At 61.1% G+C, this 13,366-nt stretch carries 16 protein-coding genes and 1 tRNA gene; 10 read left to right on the top strand and 7 right to left on the bottom strand.

Features of this window, described 5'->3' with window-relative positions:
* The first annotated feature begins 18 nt into the window (after positions 1 to 18).
* From AC6CIG_RS15275 to AC6CIG_RS15305, 7 genes are all read left to right on the top strand, one after another.
* The gene (locus AC6CIG_RS15275; RefSeq protein WP_498322958.1) at positions 19 to 1,053 is read left to right on the top strand and encodes a helix-turn-helix domain-containing protein; all 1,035 of its coding nucleotides are present in this window, start codon (positions 19 to 21) and stop codon (positions 1,051 to 1,053) included.
* Position 1,054: 1 nt separating this feature from the next.
* Positions 1,055 to 1,219 (top strand): hypothetical protein, encoded by a 165-nt coding sequence (locus tag AC6CIG_RS15280; RefSeq protein WP_498322960.1) that lies wholly within the window; start codon positions 1,055 to 1,057, stop codon positions 1,217 to 1,219.
* Between the two features lie 49 nt (positions 1,220 to 1,268).
* The gene (locus tag AC6CIG_RS15285) at positions 1,269 to 1,877 is read left to right on the top strand and encodes a glycoside hydrolase family 108 protein (protein WP_498322961.1); all 609 of its coding nucleotides are present in this window, start codon (positions 1,269 to 1,271) and stop codon (positions 1,875 to 1,877) included.
* Between the two features lie 32 nt (positions 1,878 to 1,909).
* Positions 1,910 to 2,122, top strand: a complete 213-nt coding sequence (locus AC6CIG_RS15290; protein WP_498322962.1) for a Pam3-gp28 family putative phage holin — start codon at positions 1,910 to 1,912, stop codon at positions 2,120 to 2,122.
* Positions 2,119 to 2,361 carry a hypothetical protein gene (locus AC6CIG_RS15295; RefSeq protein ID WP_498322963.1) on the top strand — a complete coding sequence of 81 codons (243 nt, stop codon included), beginning with the start codon at positions 2,119 to 2,121 and terminating at the stop codon, positions 2,359 to 2,361. The genes AC6CIG_RS15290 and AC6CIG_RS15295 overlap by 4 nt, the downstream gene beginning before the upstream one ends.
* 140 nt (positions 2,362 to 2,501) lie before the next feature.
* The gene (locus tag AC6CIG_RS15300) at positions 2,502 to 3,167 is read left to right on the top strand and encodes a S1C family serine protease (RefSeq protein ID WP_498322965.1); all 666 of its coding nucleotides are present in this window, start codon (positions 2,502 to 2,504) and stop codon (positions 3,165 to 3,167) included.
* Between the two features lie 35 nt (positions 3,168 to 3,202).
* Positions 3,203 to 3,400, top strand: coding sequence for a hypothetical protein (locus AC6CIG_RS15305; protein WP_127525122.1), 198 nt, complete (start codon positions 3,203 to 3,205; stop codon positions 3,398 to 3,400).
* 93 nt (positions 3,401 to 3,493) lie between these two features.
* On the opposite strand, the gene AC6CIG_RS15310 is transcribed toward AC6CIG_RS15305, so the two are convergent.
* Both AC6CIG_RS15310 and cpdR1 read right to left on the bottom strand, forming a co-directional pair.
* Positions 3,494 to 3,568: transfer RNA gene (locus AC6CIG_RS15310), tRNA-Val, on the bottom strand.
* Between the two features lie 282 nt (positions 3,569 to 3,850).
* Positions 3,851 to 4,213 (bottom strand): response regulator CpdR1, encoded by a 363-nt coding sequence (gene cpdR1 / locus AC6CIG_RS15315; RefSeq protein ID WP_003531148.1) that lies wholly within the window; start codon positions 4,211 to 4,213, stop codon positions 3,851 to 3,853.
* A 190-nt stretch (positions 4,214 to 4,403) separates the two neighbouring features.
* Here cpdR1 and AC6CIG_RS15320 point away from each other — a divergent pair, with 190 nt between their 5' ends.
* Both AC6CIG_RS15320 and hisN read left to right on the top strand, forming a co-directional pair.
* Positions 4,404 to 5,285 carry an N-formylglutamate amidohydrolase gene (locus AC6CIG_RS15320; RefSeq protein WP_020487499.1) on the top strand — a complete coding sequence of 294 codons (882 nt, stop codon included), beginning with the start codon at positions 4,404 to 4,406 and terminating at the stop codon, positions 5,283 to 5,285.
* Positions 5,286 to 5,584: 299 nt separating this feature from the next.
* Complete coding sequence (gene hisN, locus AC6CIG_RS15325) at positions 5,585 to 6,364, top strand: histidinol-phosphatase (protein ID WP_100672918.1); 780 nt, start codon at positions 5,585 to 5,587, stop codon at positions 6,362 to 6,364.
* Here hisN and AC6CIG_RS15330 read toward each other — a convergent pair.
* The gene (locus tag AC6CIG_RS15330; protein ID WP_127709076.1) at positions 6,361 to 7,344 is read right to left on the bottom strand and encodes an alpha/beta fold hydrolase; all 984 of its coding nucleotides are present in this window, start codon (positions 7,342 to 7,344) and stop codon (positions 6,361 to 6,363) included. The two genes, hisN and AC6CIG_RS15330, sit on opposite strands and share 4 nt — an antisense overlap.
* 373 nt (positions 7,345 to 7,717) lie before the next feature.
* On the opposite strand from AC6CIG_RS15330, the gene AC6CIG_RS15335 reads away from it, so the two are divergent.
* The gene (locus AC6CIG_RS15335) at positions 7,718 to 8,179 is read left to right on the top strand and encodes an Hsp20 family protein (protein ID WP_003531141.1); all 462 of its coding nucleotides are present in this window, start codon (positions 7,718 to 7,720) and stop codon (positions 8,177 to 8,179) included.
* A gap of 125 nt (positions 8,180 to 8,304) precedes the next feature.
* Here AC6CIG_RS15335 and AC6CIG_RS15340 read toward each other — a convergent pair whose 3' ends face one another.
* The 4 genes from AC6CIG_RS15340 to AC6CIG_RS15355 are packed head-to-tail and all read right to left on the bottom strand — an operon-like array spanning position 8,305 to position 13,324.
* A complete protein-coding gene (locus tag AC6CIG_RS15340) occupies positions 8,305 to 9,819 on the bottom strand; it encodes an ABC transporter substrate-binding protein (protein WP_127709074.1) in 1,515 nt (504 codons plus the stop codon).
* A 15-nt stretch (positions 9,820 to 9,834) separates the two neighbouring features.
* Positions 9,835 to 11,541 carry a dipeptide ABC transporter ATP-binding protein gene (locus AC6CIG_RS15345; RefSeq protein WP_127709072.1) on the bottom strand — a complete coding sequence of 569 codons (1,707 nt, stop codon included), beginning with the start codon at positions 11,539 to 11,541 and terminating at the stop codon, positions 9,835 to 9,837.
* Positions 11,538 to 12,389, bottom strand: coding sequence for an ABC transporter permease (locus AC6CIG_RS15350; RefSeq protein ID WP_127709070.1), 852 nt, complete (start codon positions 12,387 to 12,389; stop codon positions 11,538 to 11,540). Before AC6CIG_RS15350 ends, AC6CIG_RS15345 begins: the two co-directional genes overlap by 4 nt.
* Positions 12,386 to 13,324, bottom strand: a complete 939-nt coding sequence (locus tag AC6CIG_RS15355; protein WP_127709068.1) for an ABC transporter permease — start codon at positions 13,322 to 13,324, stop codon at positions 12,386 to 12,388. Before AC6CIG_RS15355 ends, AC6CIG_RS15350 begins: the two co-directional genes overlap by 4 nt.
* Between the last annotated feature and the right edge of the window lie 42 nt (positions 13,325 to 13,366).

A 13,366-nucleotide genomic window follows, 5' to 3' on the forward strand; every position in this document is an offset into this window, starting at 1 on the left:
CCCATCAACGAGGTGACCATGCCCCTCAGCGACGAAGAGTTGCGTGAGGCTGTCGTTGCGTTCAACGCAAGCGGCGGCAACAAACAGAAAGCGGCCGACGCGCTCGGCATAAGCAGGGAGACATTCCGAGACAGATATAGGGCAGCGGAGAAGAAGGGGATTGTGAACCCCGCCATTGTCGAGTTCCCGGACCTCGTCGACGAGAGAGAACCGATCGAAGAAGTCATTGACCGCATGACGCGTAACTTTGAGAGGGCCAAGAAGGCGAACGACGCTCGGAAGTGGTTCCCGATCAAGATCCGGGACAATAAGCCGATCGGCATTCTATTCGTTGGCGATCCGCACCTCGATGACAACGGATGCCATTGGCCCTTGCTCCGAGAGCACATCGACATCGCCAAGAACACGGAAGGAATGTTCGCCGTCAACATCGGCGACGTTGGGAACGATTGGGGAGGCCGGCTCATCAAGAAATATGCCGACCAAGACACATCGGTACACACCGCAAGGCGCCTCGTGGAATGGCTTCTCCTCGAAAGCGGAGTGTCCTGGCTGGTTTGGCTTCACGGCAATCACCAGCACATGGGCGACAGTTCAGCGCTTCATGAGCAGATGAACAAGCGCTATGGAACCCAACGAGTTCCGATGTTGGACTGGGAGGCTCGGTTTACCCTCCAATTCGCCAATGGAGTCGAATTCCGCATCAACGCGGCTCACGACTTCGCAGGCAATTCCATGTGGAACCCAGTTCACGGCGTCGTCAAGGCCGCGAAGTTCGGGAATGACATCGATGTTCTCGTTTGCGGCCATAAGCACAATTGGGCCGTCAGCCAGTGGGAGCAGGCCGAACAGGGAAACGCTCCCCTTATGATCCGCGTCCGCGGGTATAAGCATCTCGACGGCTTTGCAAGACGCATCGGGAAATACGAGCAGGACGAAGGGCAATCCATCTTGGTCGTGTTCGACCCCAACGCCACGACGCAAGCGGCCCGCTGTCAGGCATTCGTGGACGTGAAAAAGGGTGCCGAATATCTCGAATGGCTGAGGCGCTGACATGGACCAAGCAAAGCAGATCAACACCCGCCTCCACATCCGCGTGAGCAAGGACGGGGCGAATACGTATTACGAGCTGATGGACGGCCCCATGAAGCTCAAAGACGTTTCTAAGGCCGACATCGTTGAGATGCTGATGCAGTTCGCATCGAGCCTCCGCCACTGACGCGGCGTTATACCCTTTCCGCAAATCCAGTAATAACCAGGAACATCTCATGGACCGCAATTTCAAGCGGGCGCTTTCGCTCGTCCTGAAGCATGAAGGCGGATGGAGCGACCATCCGAAAGATCCGGGCGGCGCGACCATGAAGGGTGTCACCCTCGCGAGCTTTCGCCAGTACGTGAAGCCAACGGCGACCAAGGCCGATCTTCGCAGGATCACGGATGAGCAACTGGCGACGGTTTACCGCCGGCACTACTGGGACGCCGTGCATGGCGCGGAGCTTCCGGACGGCATCGACTACGCCGCATTCGACTTTGCCGTGAACAGCGGCCCCTCTCGATCCGCCAAATACCTGCAGGCCGTCGTCGGCGTTACGCAGGACGGTCGGATTGGCCCCGCCACGCTGAAGGCCGTCAGATCTAAGCGGGCCGCGGATGTAGTCAACGCCCTGTGCGACAAGCGCATGGCCTTCCTCAAAGACCTGAGCACATGGAAGACATTCGGTAAGGGCTGGACCCGCCGTGTCTCCGATGTGCGGGCCGAGGCTACCCGCATGGCCGGGTCGGCGCCGTCGATGCCCAACGGAAGCAACCCGCCCGCATCCGCCAACTGGCTGTCCCACATTCTCGCAGCGCTCTTCTCGCTATTTAAGAGGCGTTAATCAGCGCGCCTCGTTATTAAAGGTGTGTCTCCATGACAATTGATCTCTTCATCCCAATCCTCCGCCAGCTTCTCCAGGTTGTCGGCGGCATCCTCCTTGCCAAGGGCTATTTCGACTCCGCCACGGTGGATGCATTCGTCGGGCTCGGCGTCAACATCCTTGTTCTGGTCTGGTGGCTGTTCGACAGGTCCAAGATCAATCGGCGCAACATCATCAACAAATATATTGCGGATCGGGCCGAGTGATGCTCCTCGCCCTCTTCGTCCGGATCAAGGGATACGCCGCCGCAGCGCTCGGCGCCGCCATCTTCCTAACCTTCGCCTATTTCCGCGCCCGCCAAGACGGGAAGAACGCCGCCATGCTGGAGCAGGCCAAGAGGCAGGCAGAAGCAATCAAGCAGAAAAAGGAAACCGACGATGAAGTTGATGGCATGTCTGACGCTCGCCGTCGCGATGAGCTTTCTAAGTGGCTGCGCGACAAGTAGCGGCGACTTCTGCCAAATCGCCAGCCCCATTCGCCCCTCTCTGAAGGACTCCCTGACGGACGGAACCCAATCGCAAATTCTCAAGCTGAACCGCTACGGCGAGAAGGCTTGCAAGTGGAAACCGTGAAAGGACTGCGCAGATGAATAAGGAGTTCGCCTTCTACCTTGGCGCCATCGTCGCGCTGTTCCTTCTGCTTCTCGGTTGGCTGTTCTCGACGCCCGACGCCATCGCTCGTTTCGCGGCTCCGGATTATCTGAAGACCGAAACGACCTTGGTCAAAGTCATGCTGAAGGACGGGCACGGTTCCGGAGTCCATATCGGCAACGGGTACATCCTCACCGCGGCGCATGTCGTTAAGGACGCTAAGACGGCCACGCTGAAAACGAAAGACGGCAAGATCCGCCAGGCTACGATCCTCTGGGCGAACAAAGAATACGACATAGCTCTCTTGCGCTCCGCAGACACGAAGATGGACGCCGCGGCCCTCGATTGCCGACTTGCGCAGTCCGGCGACTTCATCACCTCATACGGCAACCCGCTGAACGTCGAGTTTGCCGCCGCCTTCGGCCGTATTGCCGGCGAGCCCCGCAAGTTCGGTCCTTGGCAATCGGTGTTCGTCACGGACATTACGACCGTCATGGGCCAATCTGGCGGCCCCGTCTTCGATGCTGATGGCCGGCTGATCGGGATTACGGTCGGAGTTATGGGGGCTCCGATGGGTTTCTCTCATTCGCTCGTCGGTTACGGCTTCGTTGTGCCGTCGTCCAGCGTCTGCGAATTGCTCGCCCGAGGTGAGCCGGCATGAGCCCTGATGTAGATACGCGAGACAGAGTTATTCGAATGGAGACAGAACTGAAGGCGCTAAAAGAAGACGTGGACAAAATGGGCGCCAAGGTAGACGAGATCCACACTCTGTTGACCGAGGCGAGGGGCGCACAGAAGGCCGTGCGGTTCCTCATCTGGCTATCGGGAACGTCGGTGTTCGTGTGGGTGGTGACCTATTACAAGGCGATCATGGCGGTGATAAAAGGGCCGTGAACCTCAGCCACTCAAGGTTCAGTGAACCTGTAGGGAGATACGCAAAAGGCCCCTTGCGGAGCCTTCAACGTGTTGATTCATAAAGAAAAAGGATGGTGGGCGTGACAAGGATCGAACTTGTGACCCCTACGATGTCAACGTAGTGCTCTCCCGCTGAGCTACACGCCCATCCGATGCGGCGCATAGACCACAAAACCGGCGCCCGCGTCAATAGGCTCTTCGAAGGTTTTTTGACAGAAATTGCGCAAGGTCCGCGCGCCATGATTTCAGGGGGACCGGCACTCTTTTCGGACCTCCTGCAGATGCGGCGGGCGCGCTAACGCATTGAAATAACGAAGCCGCCCTCGATGCTGGTGATCGAGGGCGGCTTAGAGGCAATGCTTGCGCGGAGCGCGTCTCAGGCTTGGGCGAACGGGGCGCCGGAAAGCTCGGCGCACATAAGATCGCTGCTCAGGCCGCCAGCATCTTGTTGACCTCGTTGACGAGGTCGCGCAGGTGGAAGGGCTTGGAAAGGACCTTGGCATCCTTCGGCGCCTTGGAATCCGGGTTCAGCGCAACGGCGGCGAAGCCCGTGATGAACATCACTTTCAGGTCGGGGTCGAGTTCGGTCGCGCGGCGCGCGAGCTCGATGCCATCCATCTCCGGCATGACGATATCGGTCAGGAGAAGCGAAAAGGGTTCTTCGCGAAGCCGGTCATAGGCGCTGGCGCCGTTGTCATAGGAAAGGACCTTGTAGCCAGCCTTTTCCAGCGCCTTCACTAGAAACCGGCGCATGTCGTTGTCGTCTTCGGCAAGGAGGATTTTCGCAGTCATATCTGGCCGTGGCTACTTCTTCTGGATGCTGGTGAATTGCGGCAGCTCAGCAAACCGCAACATGGTAAATATCTGGTGAACGGGCGCGATCAAGTCCCTTGAACCAGCGGGCGGCCACTATGGACACAGAGGCGACCAACTGGCAACATGATCTGAATAGCAAGAACCGGACATGGTAAAAAGGGTTCCGATGGGGGAAGCGGTTAAGTGGGAGTTTTTCGAGGTTCTGGAACCCGCAAGCCAGAGGATACCCTTCGTTTTCAACTCGCCGCATAGCGGCCGGCATTATCCCCAGTTCTTTCTCGACCAGTCGCGCCTTGATCCGCATTCCATCCGCCGCTCCGAAGACCATTTCGTCGATGAACTGTTTCGCAGCGCCACGTTTCTGGGGGCGCCCTTGCTTCGGGCGCATTTCCCGCGCGCCTTCCTCGACGTAAACCGCGAACCCTACGAACTCGACCCGCGCATGTTCGATGGCGCCTTGCCGCCGCACGCCAATATCAGTTCGATGCGTGTTGCCGGCGGCCTTGGCACCGTGCCGCGCCTCGTCGCCGAGAATATGGAAATATATCGTGGCCGTTTTCCGGTCGAGCAGGCGCTCGAGCGCATCGAGACGATCTACAAGCCCTATCATGCGACGCTCAGAAAGCTGATCGCCCGCACCCATGTCGAGTTCGGGATGTCGATCCTCATCGACTGCCACTCGATGCCGGGCAACGTGCACCTGCCGGGAAGCGGCCATCGCCCGGACTTCATTATCGGCGATCGCTACGGAACGAGTGCGGCGGCGGAACTGTCCCGGGTGGCGGTGGAGCTTCTGGAGCAGCTCGGCTACGCGGTCGCGCGCAACAAGCCCTATGCCGGCGGCTTCATCACGGAACATTACGGCCGACCGACGCGTGGACTGCATGCGCTGCAGATCGAAATCAACCGCGGCCTCTATGTCGACGAGGCAACCCTGATCAAAAAGCCGGGATTTGCGGCACTCGAGGCCGACCTCGCAACCTTTATCGCGGCGCTCGCGCGGCACGTCGAGGATTTCGCCGCCTATCTGCCGCTGGCAGCGGAATAGCAACGCGAAAGGGCTTTTGCGTGCCCGGCGGCGCAACGCTGCTCAAAAAGAACCGCGCCAGCGGCGCGGTCAAGTCTAGGGAGGAAACACCCAAGGAGGGTATTTGCAGCCACGAGTGACTGCAGAAAAACTGTAATGCTGCGCTGCACAATTGTCAAGATTCGAAGACGCAGACTTTCGTATCGGTACAGGGCGCCGTCTTCCGGCGTGCCTCACTGAAGCGGCAGCCGACGTCGGTCCGTTGCCTTTCGCTGAATTTCGTCTATTCAGATCGAACCTCCTTCCTCGCAGAGAGCGACATGCTGCCCGACCGTACCTTCTTCGACCGTCTCGCCGACGCCGCCAAGGCCGAAACCATGCCGCGCTTCCGGGTCGGCACGAGTGTTCTCAACAAGCTCGAAGGCGGCTTCGACCCGGTGACGGAAGCCGACAGATCGGCGGAGGCCTCGATCCGCGCTTTGATCGAGAGCAGCTTTCCGGAACACGGCATTCTCGGCGAAGAGCACGGCAATATCGGCCTCGACCGCGAGCTCGTCTGGGTCATCGACCCGATCGACGGGACCCGCGCATTCATCTCCGGCCTGCCGGTGTGGGGCACGCTGATCGGCCTCTACCGGAACGGCAAGGCCGTCATGGGGCTTATGGATCAGCCCTTCACCGGCGAGCGATTTTTCGCCGACGGCGAGAAGGCGCTCTATCGGGGACCCGACGGAGAGAGGGTGCTCGCCACACGGCCCTGCCGTGCGCTTTCGGATGCCGTCCTGTTCACGACATCCCCGCACCTCTACACGGGCGAGCTCAAGGAACGCTTCGAGGCATTGCAGGAGAAGGTGCGGCTCTTCCGCTACGGCTGCGACTGCTATGCCTTCGCGCTGCTCGCAGCCGGCCATGTCGATCTCGTCGTCGAATGCGGCCTGAAGCCCTACGACGTCGGCGGGCTCATTCCGCTGATCGAGCAGGCGGGCGGAATCATCACCGACTGGAAGGGCGGGCCGGCGGAAATGGGTGGCGAAATCATAGCTGCCGGCAGTCGCGAATTGCATGCGCAGGCGCTTGAGGCCCTCAAGGGCCGGGGTTAAGCCTCTTCCAACTGTCGCGGCAGGGACGCGGGATCCTCGGCATCGGCGCCCGGCAGGAAGGCCAGGATCGCGGCCAGCGCCTGGGCGCGATAGCGGTCGGCCTCCTGCAGGAGTTCGTGCCGCGCTCCGTCGATCGGGATCAGATGCCCCGCACGGAAATTGCTGGCCAGCCGCTCGACCGGTAGATACGGCACGAGCTTATCGGCCGTCGGGGCGAGTATGACGGCGGGTATGGTGATCCTCGTCAGATGTTCGTGCCTGAGGACGCGCCGGATCGTTTTGAAAGCTTCGCTCAGCCAGCGGGCCGTCGGCGGTCCGACCCGCAGTTGCGGACGCGCATCGATGAGCGCCAGGTTGCGAGCGTAGCGCCGCTCGTCCGCGGTCAGCACATTGCCCTTGAAAGGGGTACGGTTGCCTTTGTCGGCGCTCAGCGGCAGCCTCCCGAGGCCGATCCAGCGCATCGCCGTCGCGATCGCCCCGATACCCCGTTCGCCGATCGCCTGACCGCCCAGGCCGACGAAGGGGGCAAGCAGCACCATCCGGTCGATCCGGCTTGCGAGCATGGGAGCGAGCGACAGGGCGACGAGCGCCCCCATGGAATGGGCGACGATCGAGAAGGGCAGGCGGGTGTCGGGCAGGACGATCTCGTCGAGGAAAATAGTCAGATCGCGCTCGTAATCGGTGAAATCCTCCACATGGCCGTGGGTCCAGTGCGGCGACAGCCGTTCGGAGCCGCCCTGTCCGCGCCAGTCGAAGGTCGCGACCCAGAAACCGGCGGCCACGAGATCGCCGATCGTTTCGAAATATTTCTCGATCGACTCGTTGCGACCCTGCAGCAGGACGATGGTGCCGCGAATGACCGGGGCCTTCGACCTGAACACCGCGTAGCGGATCTTGCGGTTGCCGGCTCCGTCGAAAAAGCCCACCACGGGATCGCCCGGCATCGGATTTTCCGGCATCGAATGAAGGAGCGTGGTCATGGGGAGCGGGCCAGAAGGAACATGCAGATAGGGATAGGCGGCGGCCCGCCACCCGTCAAAGAAAAAAGCCGGAAACGGTGGATGAAATCCGGACGATCACCGTTTCCGGCCGCTGAAGGGAGAAGGGACATGTCACTTCAGCCCTGGGAAGACCCAGTATCTCCTTTCTACTCCACGGCGGCTGAACGGCGGCCGAACCCGTCGTTCATCCATTGTTCAGGAAGCGCGGCGGCATCCCTCTTGAACTCGCGCGCGGGCATTCCCATGTCTTCTCCGCGGGCGCCGAAGAAGGGTCCGTTCACCGGTCGAGCCACAGCCGGAACGGGGTGGCTGGCCAGACATCGCAACCGTTGCTCTTATGGAGGACGACATCATGCGTCACTTTGATTTTTCTCCCCTCTACCGCTCGACTGTCGGCTTCGACCGTCTGTTCACCATGCTGGATAGCCTTGGTCAGCCGGATCAGTCGCAGACTTATCCGCCTTACAACATCGAACGCACCGGCGAAAACGCCTATCGCATCACCATGGCCGTTGCCGGTTTCGACGAAAGCGAGCTTTCGGTCGAAGCGCGTGAAAACACGCTGACGATCAAGGGCGAAAAGAGCGAAGAAAAGGGTGAGGAAACCCAGTTTCTCCATCGCGGCATAGCCAAGCGCGCCTTCGAGCGCCGCTTCCAGCTTGCCGACCACGTCGAGATCAAGTCCGCTTCGCTGAAGAACGGCCTGCTCCACGTCGATCTTCTGCGCAATATCCCGGAAACGGCCAAGCCGCGCCGCATCGAGATCACAGCGGCGGCTTCGCAGCCGAAGCAAATCGAGGCGCAGACCGCCTAGAGCGCTTCCATGTTCATGGAAGCATTGAAAGGCTCTAAAGTCTTTGAAGCTGCGCACTAATGTAAAGACGGCGTCCAAAAGGGCGCCGTCTTCGTTTTGCGGGGATGCCTGTGACGGGCAACCCGTCAGTTCTTCACCGTATCTTCCAGGAAAAATCGGCCGAGCGGGTTCTGGTAGAAATTCTCGATGTTCTTGCGCGAAACGTTGAGGTAGGGGCTGTAGTAAAGGTCGATCCAGTGGACGTCGTCCTTCGCCGTCTTCTGGATCTCGACATACATGGCCTCGCGCTTCGCCGGATCGAGTTCCAGACGTGCCGCTGCGACAAGCTCCTTCACTTTCTCGCTGTTGTAGCGGGTCATGTAGTTCATATTGGTGTCATGGCCGAGCACGAAGGTGGTCTTCTGGTCCGGATCGAGGACGTCGTTCGTCCAGTACATCACCGAGATATCGTAGTCCCCGGCGACGAGCATGTCCCAGCTCTGGCTCGCGTCGACTTTCTGCAGATTGACCGTGACGCCCGCCTTTGCAAACTGCTGCTGCAGCAGCACGGCGATCTGCTCGTCGACCTCGTTGCCCGCGTTTACGACATAGTTCAGCGTCAGGTCCGATGCCCCCGCCTCGGCCAGCATCACTTTGGCCTTCTCCGGATCGTAAGGATACTGGTAGTTGGCGTCGTAGTGATAGAGCGAGCCCTTTGGGATGTAGGAATTTGCGACCGTGCCGAGGCCGAACGTGACCGTGTCGACGATCGCCTTCTTGTCGATCGCCATATCCAGGGCCTGGCGCACTTCCTTTTTGGCAAGCATGCCGTGCTCATGGTTGATGAGCAGATGGTCTTCGCGGGTCGAGGTATCGATGTGGACCGTGAGGTTCGGGTCCTTCTTCAATTCCTCGACGCGCGAGAACGGAACGAAGATCGCCGTGTCGAGCTGGCCGGCCTGGACGTTCAGCATGCGCGTGTTGTCGTCCGGAACGGAAATCCATTCGACGCCGTCCAGTTTCACACGATCCGCCTGCCAGAAGTTCGGATTCTTTTCGAGGATGACCCGGTCGCCGCGCCGCCACTCCTTGACGGTGAATGCGCCGGACGATGCCGTTGGCAGTTCGGCGAAGGCGTCCTCGCCAGCCTCGACGGCTTTCTTGGAAAGCACCGAGACGTTCGGAAGGGCAAGCGTCGACAGGAAGGGGGCGGAGGGCGTCTTCAGCTTGACGACCAGTGTCTTCGGATCGGCCGCCTCGGCGGTTTCGACGATCTTGTAGCTGTCGCTCCACAGAGAGCCTTCGTGGTCGCGTATGCGCAGCAAGCTGAAGGCGGCATCCTCGGCCGTTATCGGCGAGCCGTCCGAGAACTTCGCGTCGCGGATCTTGAACGTGTAGGTCAGGCCGTCGTCGGAAAGGGTCCAGCTTTCGGCGAGGCCGGGCTCCAGCTTGGTGCCGGTCTTGTCTACGCGGACAAGCACGTCGAAGACGTTGGAGAACACCCAGTTGTCGACGTTCTGGGCCGACTTGATCGGATCGAAAGTCGTCGAATCTTCGCGGCGGCCGATGGAGAGGATACCGGCGGCCTCCGCATAACCGGCACTGAGCATAAGGGCGGCTGCGAAAGCGGCCCGGCCGATATTGTTCCACCTTTTGATCATTGTTTGTTCCCTTCGTTATTGTGGCAGGCGTTTGACGGACAGGATCGGTTCCACTGGCGCCGCATCGGTAGGGCCGAGCAACGACCTGTCGGGATCGATGTCGGGGATCGCGGCGATCAATGCGGCGGTGTAGGGATGTTTCGGCCGGGAGAAGACGTCCTCGGAGCGGCCCTCCTCGACGATCTCTCCGCGATGCATCACCACGGTGCGTTCGCACAGATTGCGCACGATCGCGAGGTCGTGGGCGATGAAGATCAGCGTGAGGTTAAGGTCGCGGGCGAGCTTGCGGAAGAGGTCGACGATCTGCGCCTGGATCGTGACATCGAGTGCTGCGACGCATTCGTCGGCGATGATCAGCTTCGGATCGACGGCAAGCGCACGGGCGATGCCCGCCCTCTGGCACTGGCCGCCGCTCATGCTGCGCGGCTTGCGGTGGGCGAATTCGCGCTCGAGGCCGACAAGATCCAGCAGCTCGCCGATGCGTGCCGGAATGTCGGCTCCGCCGATCTTTTTCTGCACTCTCAGAACTTCAGCAAGAGTCTGGCCGATGGTCAGGCGCGGGTTCAGTGCATTGAACGGATCCTGAAAGACCATGGCAGACTCGTGTCGCAGCCTGGCGAGACCCGCACCCCTCTGCTGAGAAAGATCGATACCATCGAAGCTGACGCGACCGGCGGAAATCGGCGTCAGGCCCAGCATGGCGCGGGCAAGCGTACTCTTGCCGCTGCCGGATTCGCCGACGATACCAACCGTTTCGCCGGGCATGATCTGCAGGTTGATCCCCGAAACGGCGCTGACGGTCCTGGCGTTCTTACCCCTGAAGAGACTGCCGCCCGACGGGAAGCGCACATGCAGGTCATCGATCTCCAGAAGCGGCCTTGTCGTTCCATGCAAGGGCGTTGGGAGACTGATGGCGGGGAGCGCCGCATCAGGCATGGATGGATGGCTGTGGATGAGGCGAACCGTGTACGGGTCCTGCGGTGCGGACAGGATCGTCCGTTTAGGACCCTGTTCCAGCAGCTTTCCGCCGCGCAGCACGGCAATGCGGTCGCAGGTCTGCGCCACGATGCCGAGATCATGGGTGATGAGAATGATCGACAGGCCGCGTCTGTCGCGGATGTCCATCAGGAGTTTCAGGATCTGCGCCTGGATCGTGACGTCGAGCGCGGTGGTCGGTTCGTCGGCTATGAGGATTTGCGGATTGCAGGACAGGGCCACCCCGATCATGGCCCGCTGACGCATGCCGCCGGAAAGCTCGTGCGGGTAGCTGTCGTACTGGCGGGCGGGGTCAGGGAAACCGACCTGCCCCAGTATCTCGACCGCTGCCGCCCGCGCATCGCGGCGGCTCAGGCCCTGATGGTAGCGGATGCCCTCGGCGATCTGGTCGCCGATGCGCATGACCGGGTCGAGGTGGCTGGTCGGGTTCTGGAAGATCATGCCGATCTCGGCGCCGCGTACCTCCAGCATCTCGGCGTCGGTGATGGCAGTGAGGTCGCGCTCTCCGAGGAGAACCGCACCGCCTTCGATCTTGAGCAAGGATGATGGCAGGAGGCGAACCAGCGCGCGGCACAGCAGGCTCTTGCCCGATCCGCTTTCGCCGACTAGGCCGAGGATCTCGCCCTTGGCGAGGTCGAGCGAGACTCCATCCAGCAGCGTGCGCGTCTCTCCCTGGAGATGCGCCTTCACGGTCAGGTCGCGGACAGACAGGACCGAGACGCTCATTCGTGCACTCCGAGCAATTCTCCGAGCGCGTCGCCAAGCATGCTGAAGCCGAAGGCAAGGCAGACGATGGAAAGGCCGGGAAACAGCGTGATCCACCAGGCCGTGGTGATGAAGCTCTGGCCCTCCGCGACCATGATGCCCCATTCGGCGACCGGCGGCTGGACGCCGAGACCGAGATAGCTGACCGCCGCCCCGCTCAGCAGCACCAGGACGGCATCCGACATGGCAAAGACGATCGAGCCGGCAATGGCATTGGGCAGCAAGTGCCGGAACATGATGCGGAAGCGGCCGAAACCAAGGCTGACGGCGGCCACCGCATAGTCGCTGTTCTTCAGAACGAGAATCTGTGCCCGGATCAATCGGGCATAGGAAACCCATCCGACAAGCGCCATGGCGATATAGAAGCTGCCGAGACCCGGACCCAGAATGGCGATTATCGACAGCATCAATACGAGGAATGGAAAGGCGAGGATAATGTCGACGAGGCGCATGAACAGCGCGTCGACAATGCCGCCGAAGAAGCCGGCGACGGTGCCGACGATCGTTCCTATGACGAAGGGGAAGGCGACGCCGATCAAGGCGATCTGCAGGTCGATGCGTGTGCCCCAGATGACGCGTGAAAGGAGGTCGCGGCCGAAGTTGTCGGTTCCGAACGGATGCAGAAGCGACGGCGGCTGCAAGCGGGCTGCGCCGTTCTGCAGGATCGGGTCATAGGGGGCGAGGACGGGTGCGCCGATCGCCAGCAGGAGGAAAAACAACAGGATTCCCGCGCCAATGACGAGGGCCAGCCGCCGGCCGAAGAGCAACCGCCAGCCGGCCGGCGACGAGGGCACCGTACCGGCGCTCATAGTTTCACCCGCGGATCGATGGCGACGGTGACGATGTCGGCGACGAAATTGACGAGCACAGTGGCGCAGGCAAACACCATGGCGACACCCTGCACGACCATGTAATCGCGCGAGAAGATGGCGCGTACCAGCAATTGTCCCATGCCCGGCAGGGCAAAGACGCTTTCGACCACGACCGTGCCGCCGATCAGCCAGCCGATGTTGACCGCCAGAAGGTTGATGGTCGGCACCAGCGAATTCGGAACGACATGCCGCCAGAAGACGATGCGCTCAGGCATGCCGCGCGCGCGGGCGGCTGTCGCCACGTCTGACTTCAGGGACTCGATCATTGCCGCGCGCAGGCTGCGAACCAGCACCGTCGACAGGGAAAGAGCGACCGTCAGGCTCGGCAGGATCAGATGGGCGAGCTTGTCGCCGAAGGTCGCCCCGTAGCCGGACACCGGCAGCAGATCCAGCTTGACGCTGAAGAGGATCATCAGCATCAGGCCGAGCCAGAACGGCGGAAAGCCGATGCCGAATGTGGAAACAATCCGGACGATATGGTCCGGCGCCCTGCCGGAGTTACGCGCTGCAAGCGCCGCCATGGGCACGGCGATGAGAACCGCCAGAACGACGCTCGACAGCACGAGCGCGACGGTCGGCTCGATACGGGTGGCGATAAGCTTCAGGACATCGATCTTGTAGAGGATCGACTTGCCCATCTCGCCATCGGCGAGATTCTTCAGAAAGTAGAAATATTGCTGCCACATCGGCTCGTCGAGGCCGTACTGGGCGCGGATCTTGGCGATGGCCGAAGGGGTGGCGCGGGCTCCGAGCAGATTGCGCGCCGGATCGCCGGGGATGAGCCGCACCAGAATGAAGGTTATGATGCTGATCCCGAAGATGACCGGCAGGAACTGCAAAGGTCGAGTGAGCACGAACCTATAGCGATGCATGGCGATGCGCGCGCCTCCGTCTCGTTCGGATGTCTCTCGCCA

The organism is Sinorhizobium sp. GQ132 (assembly GCF_059758575.1).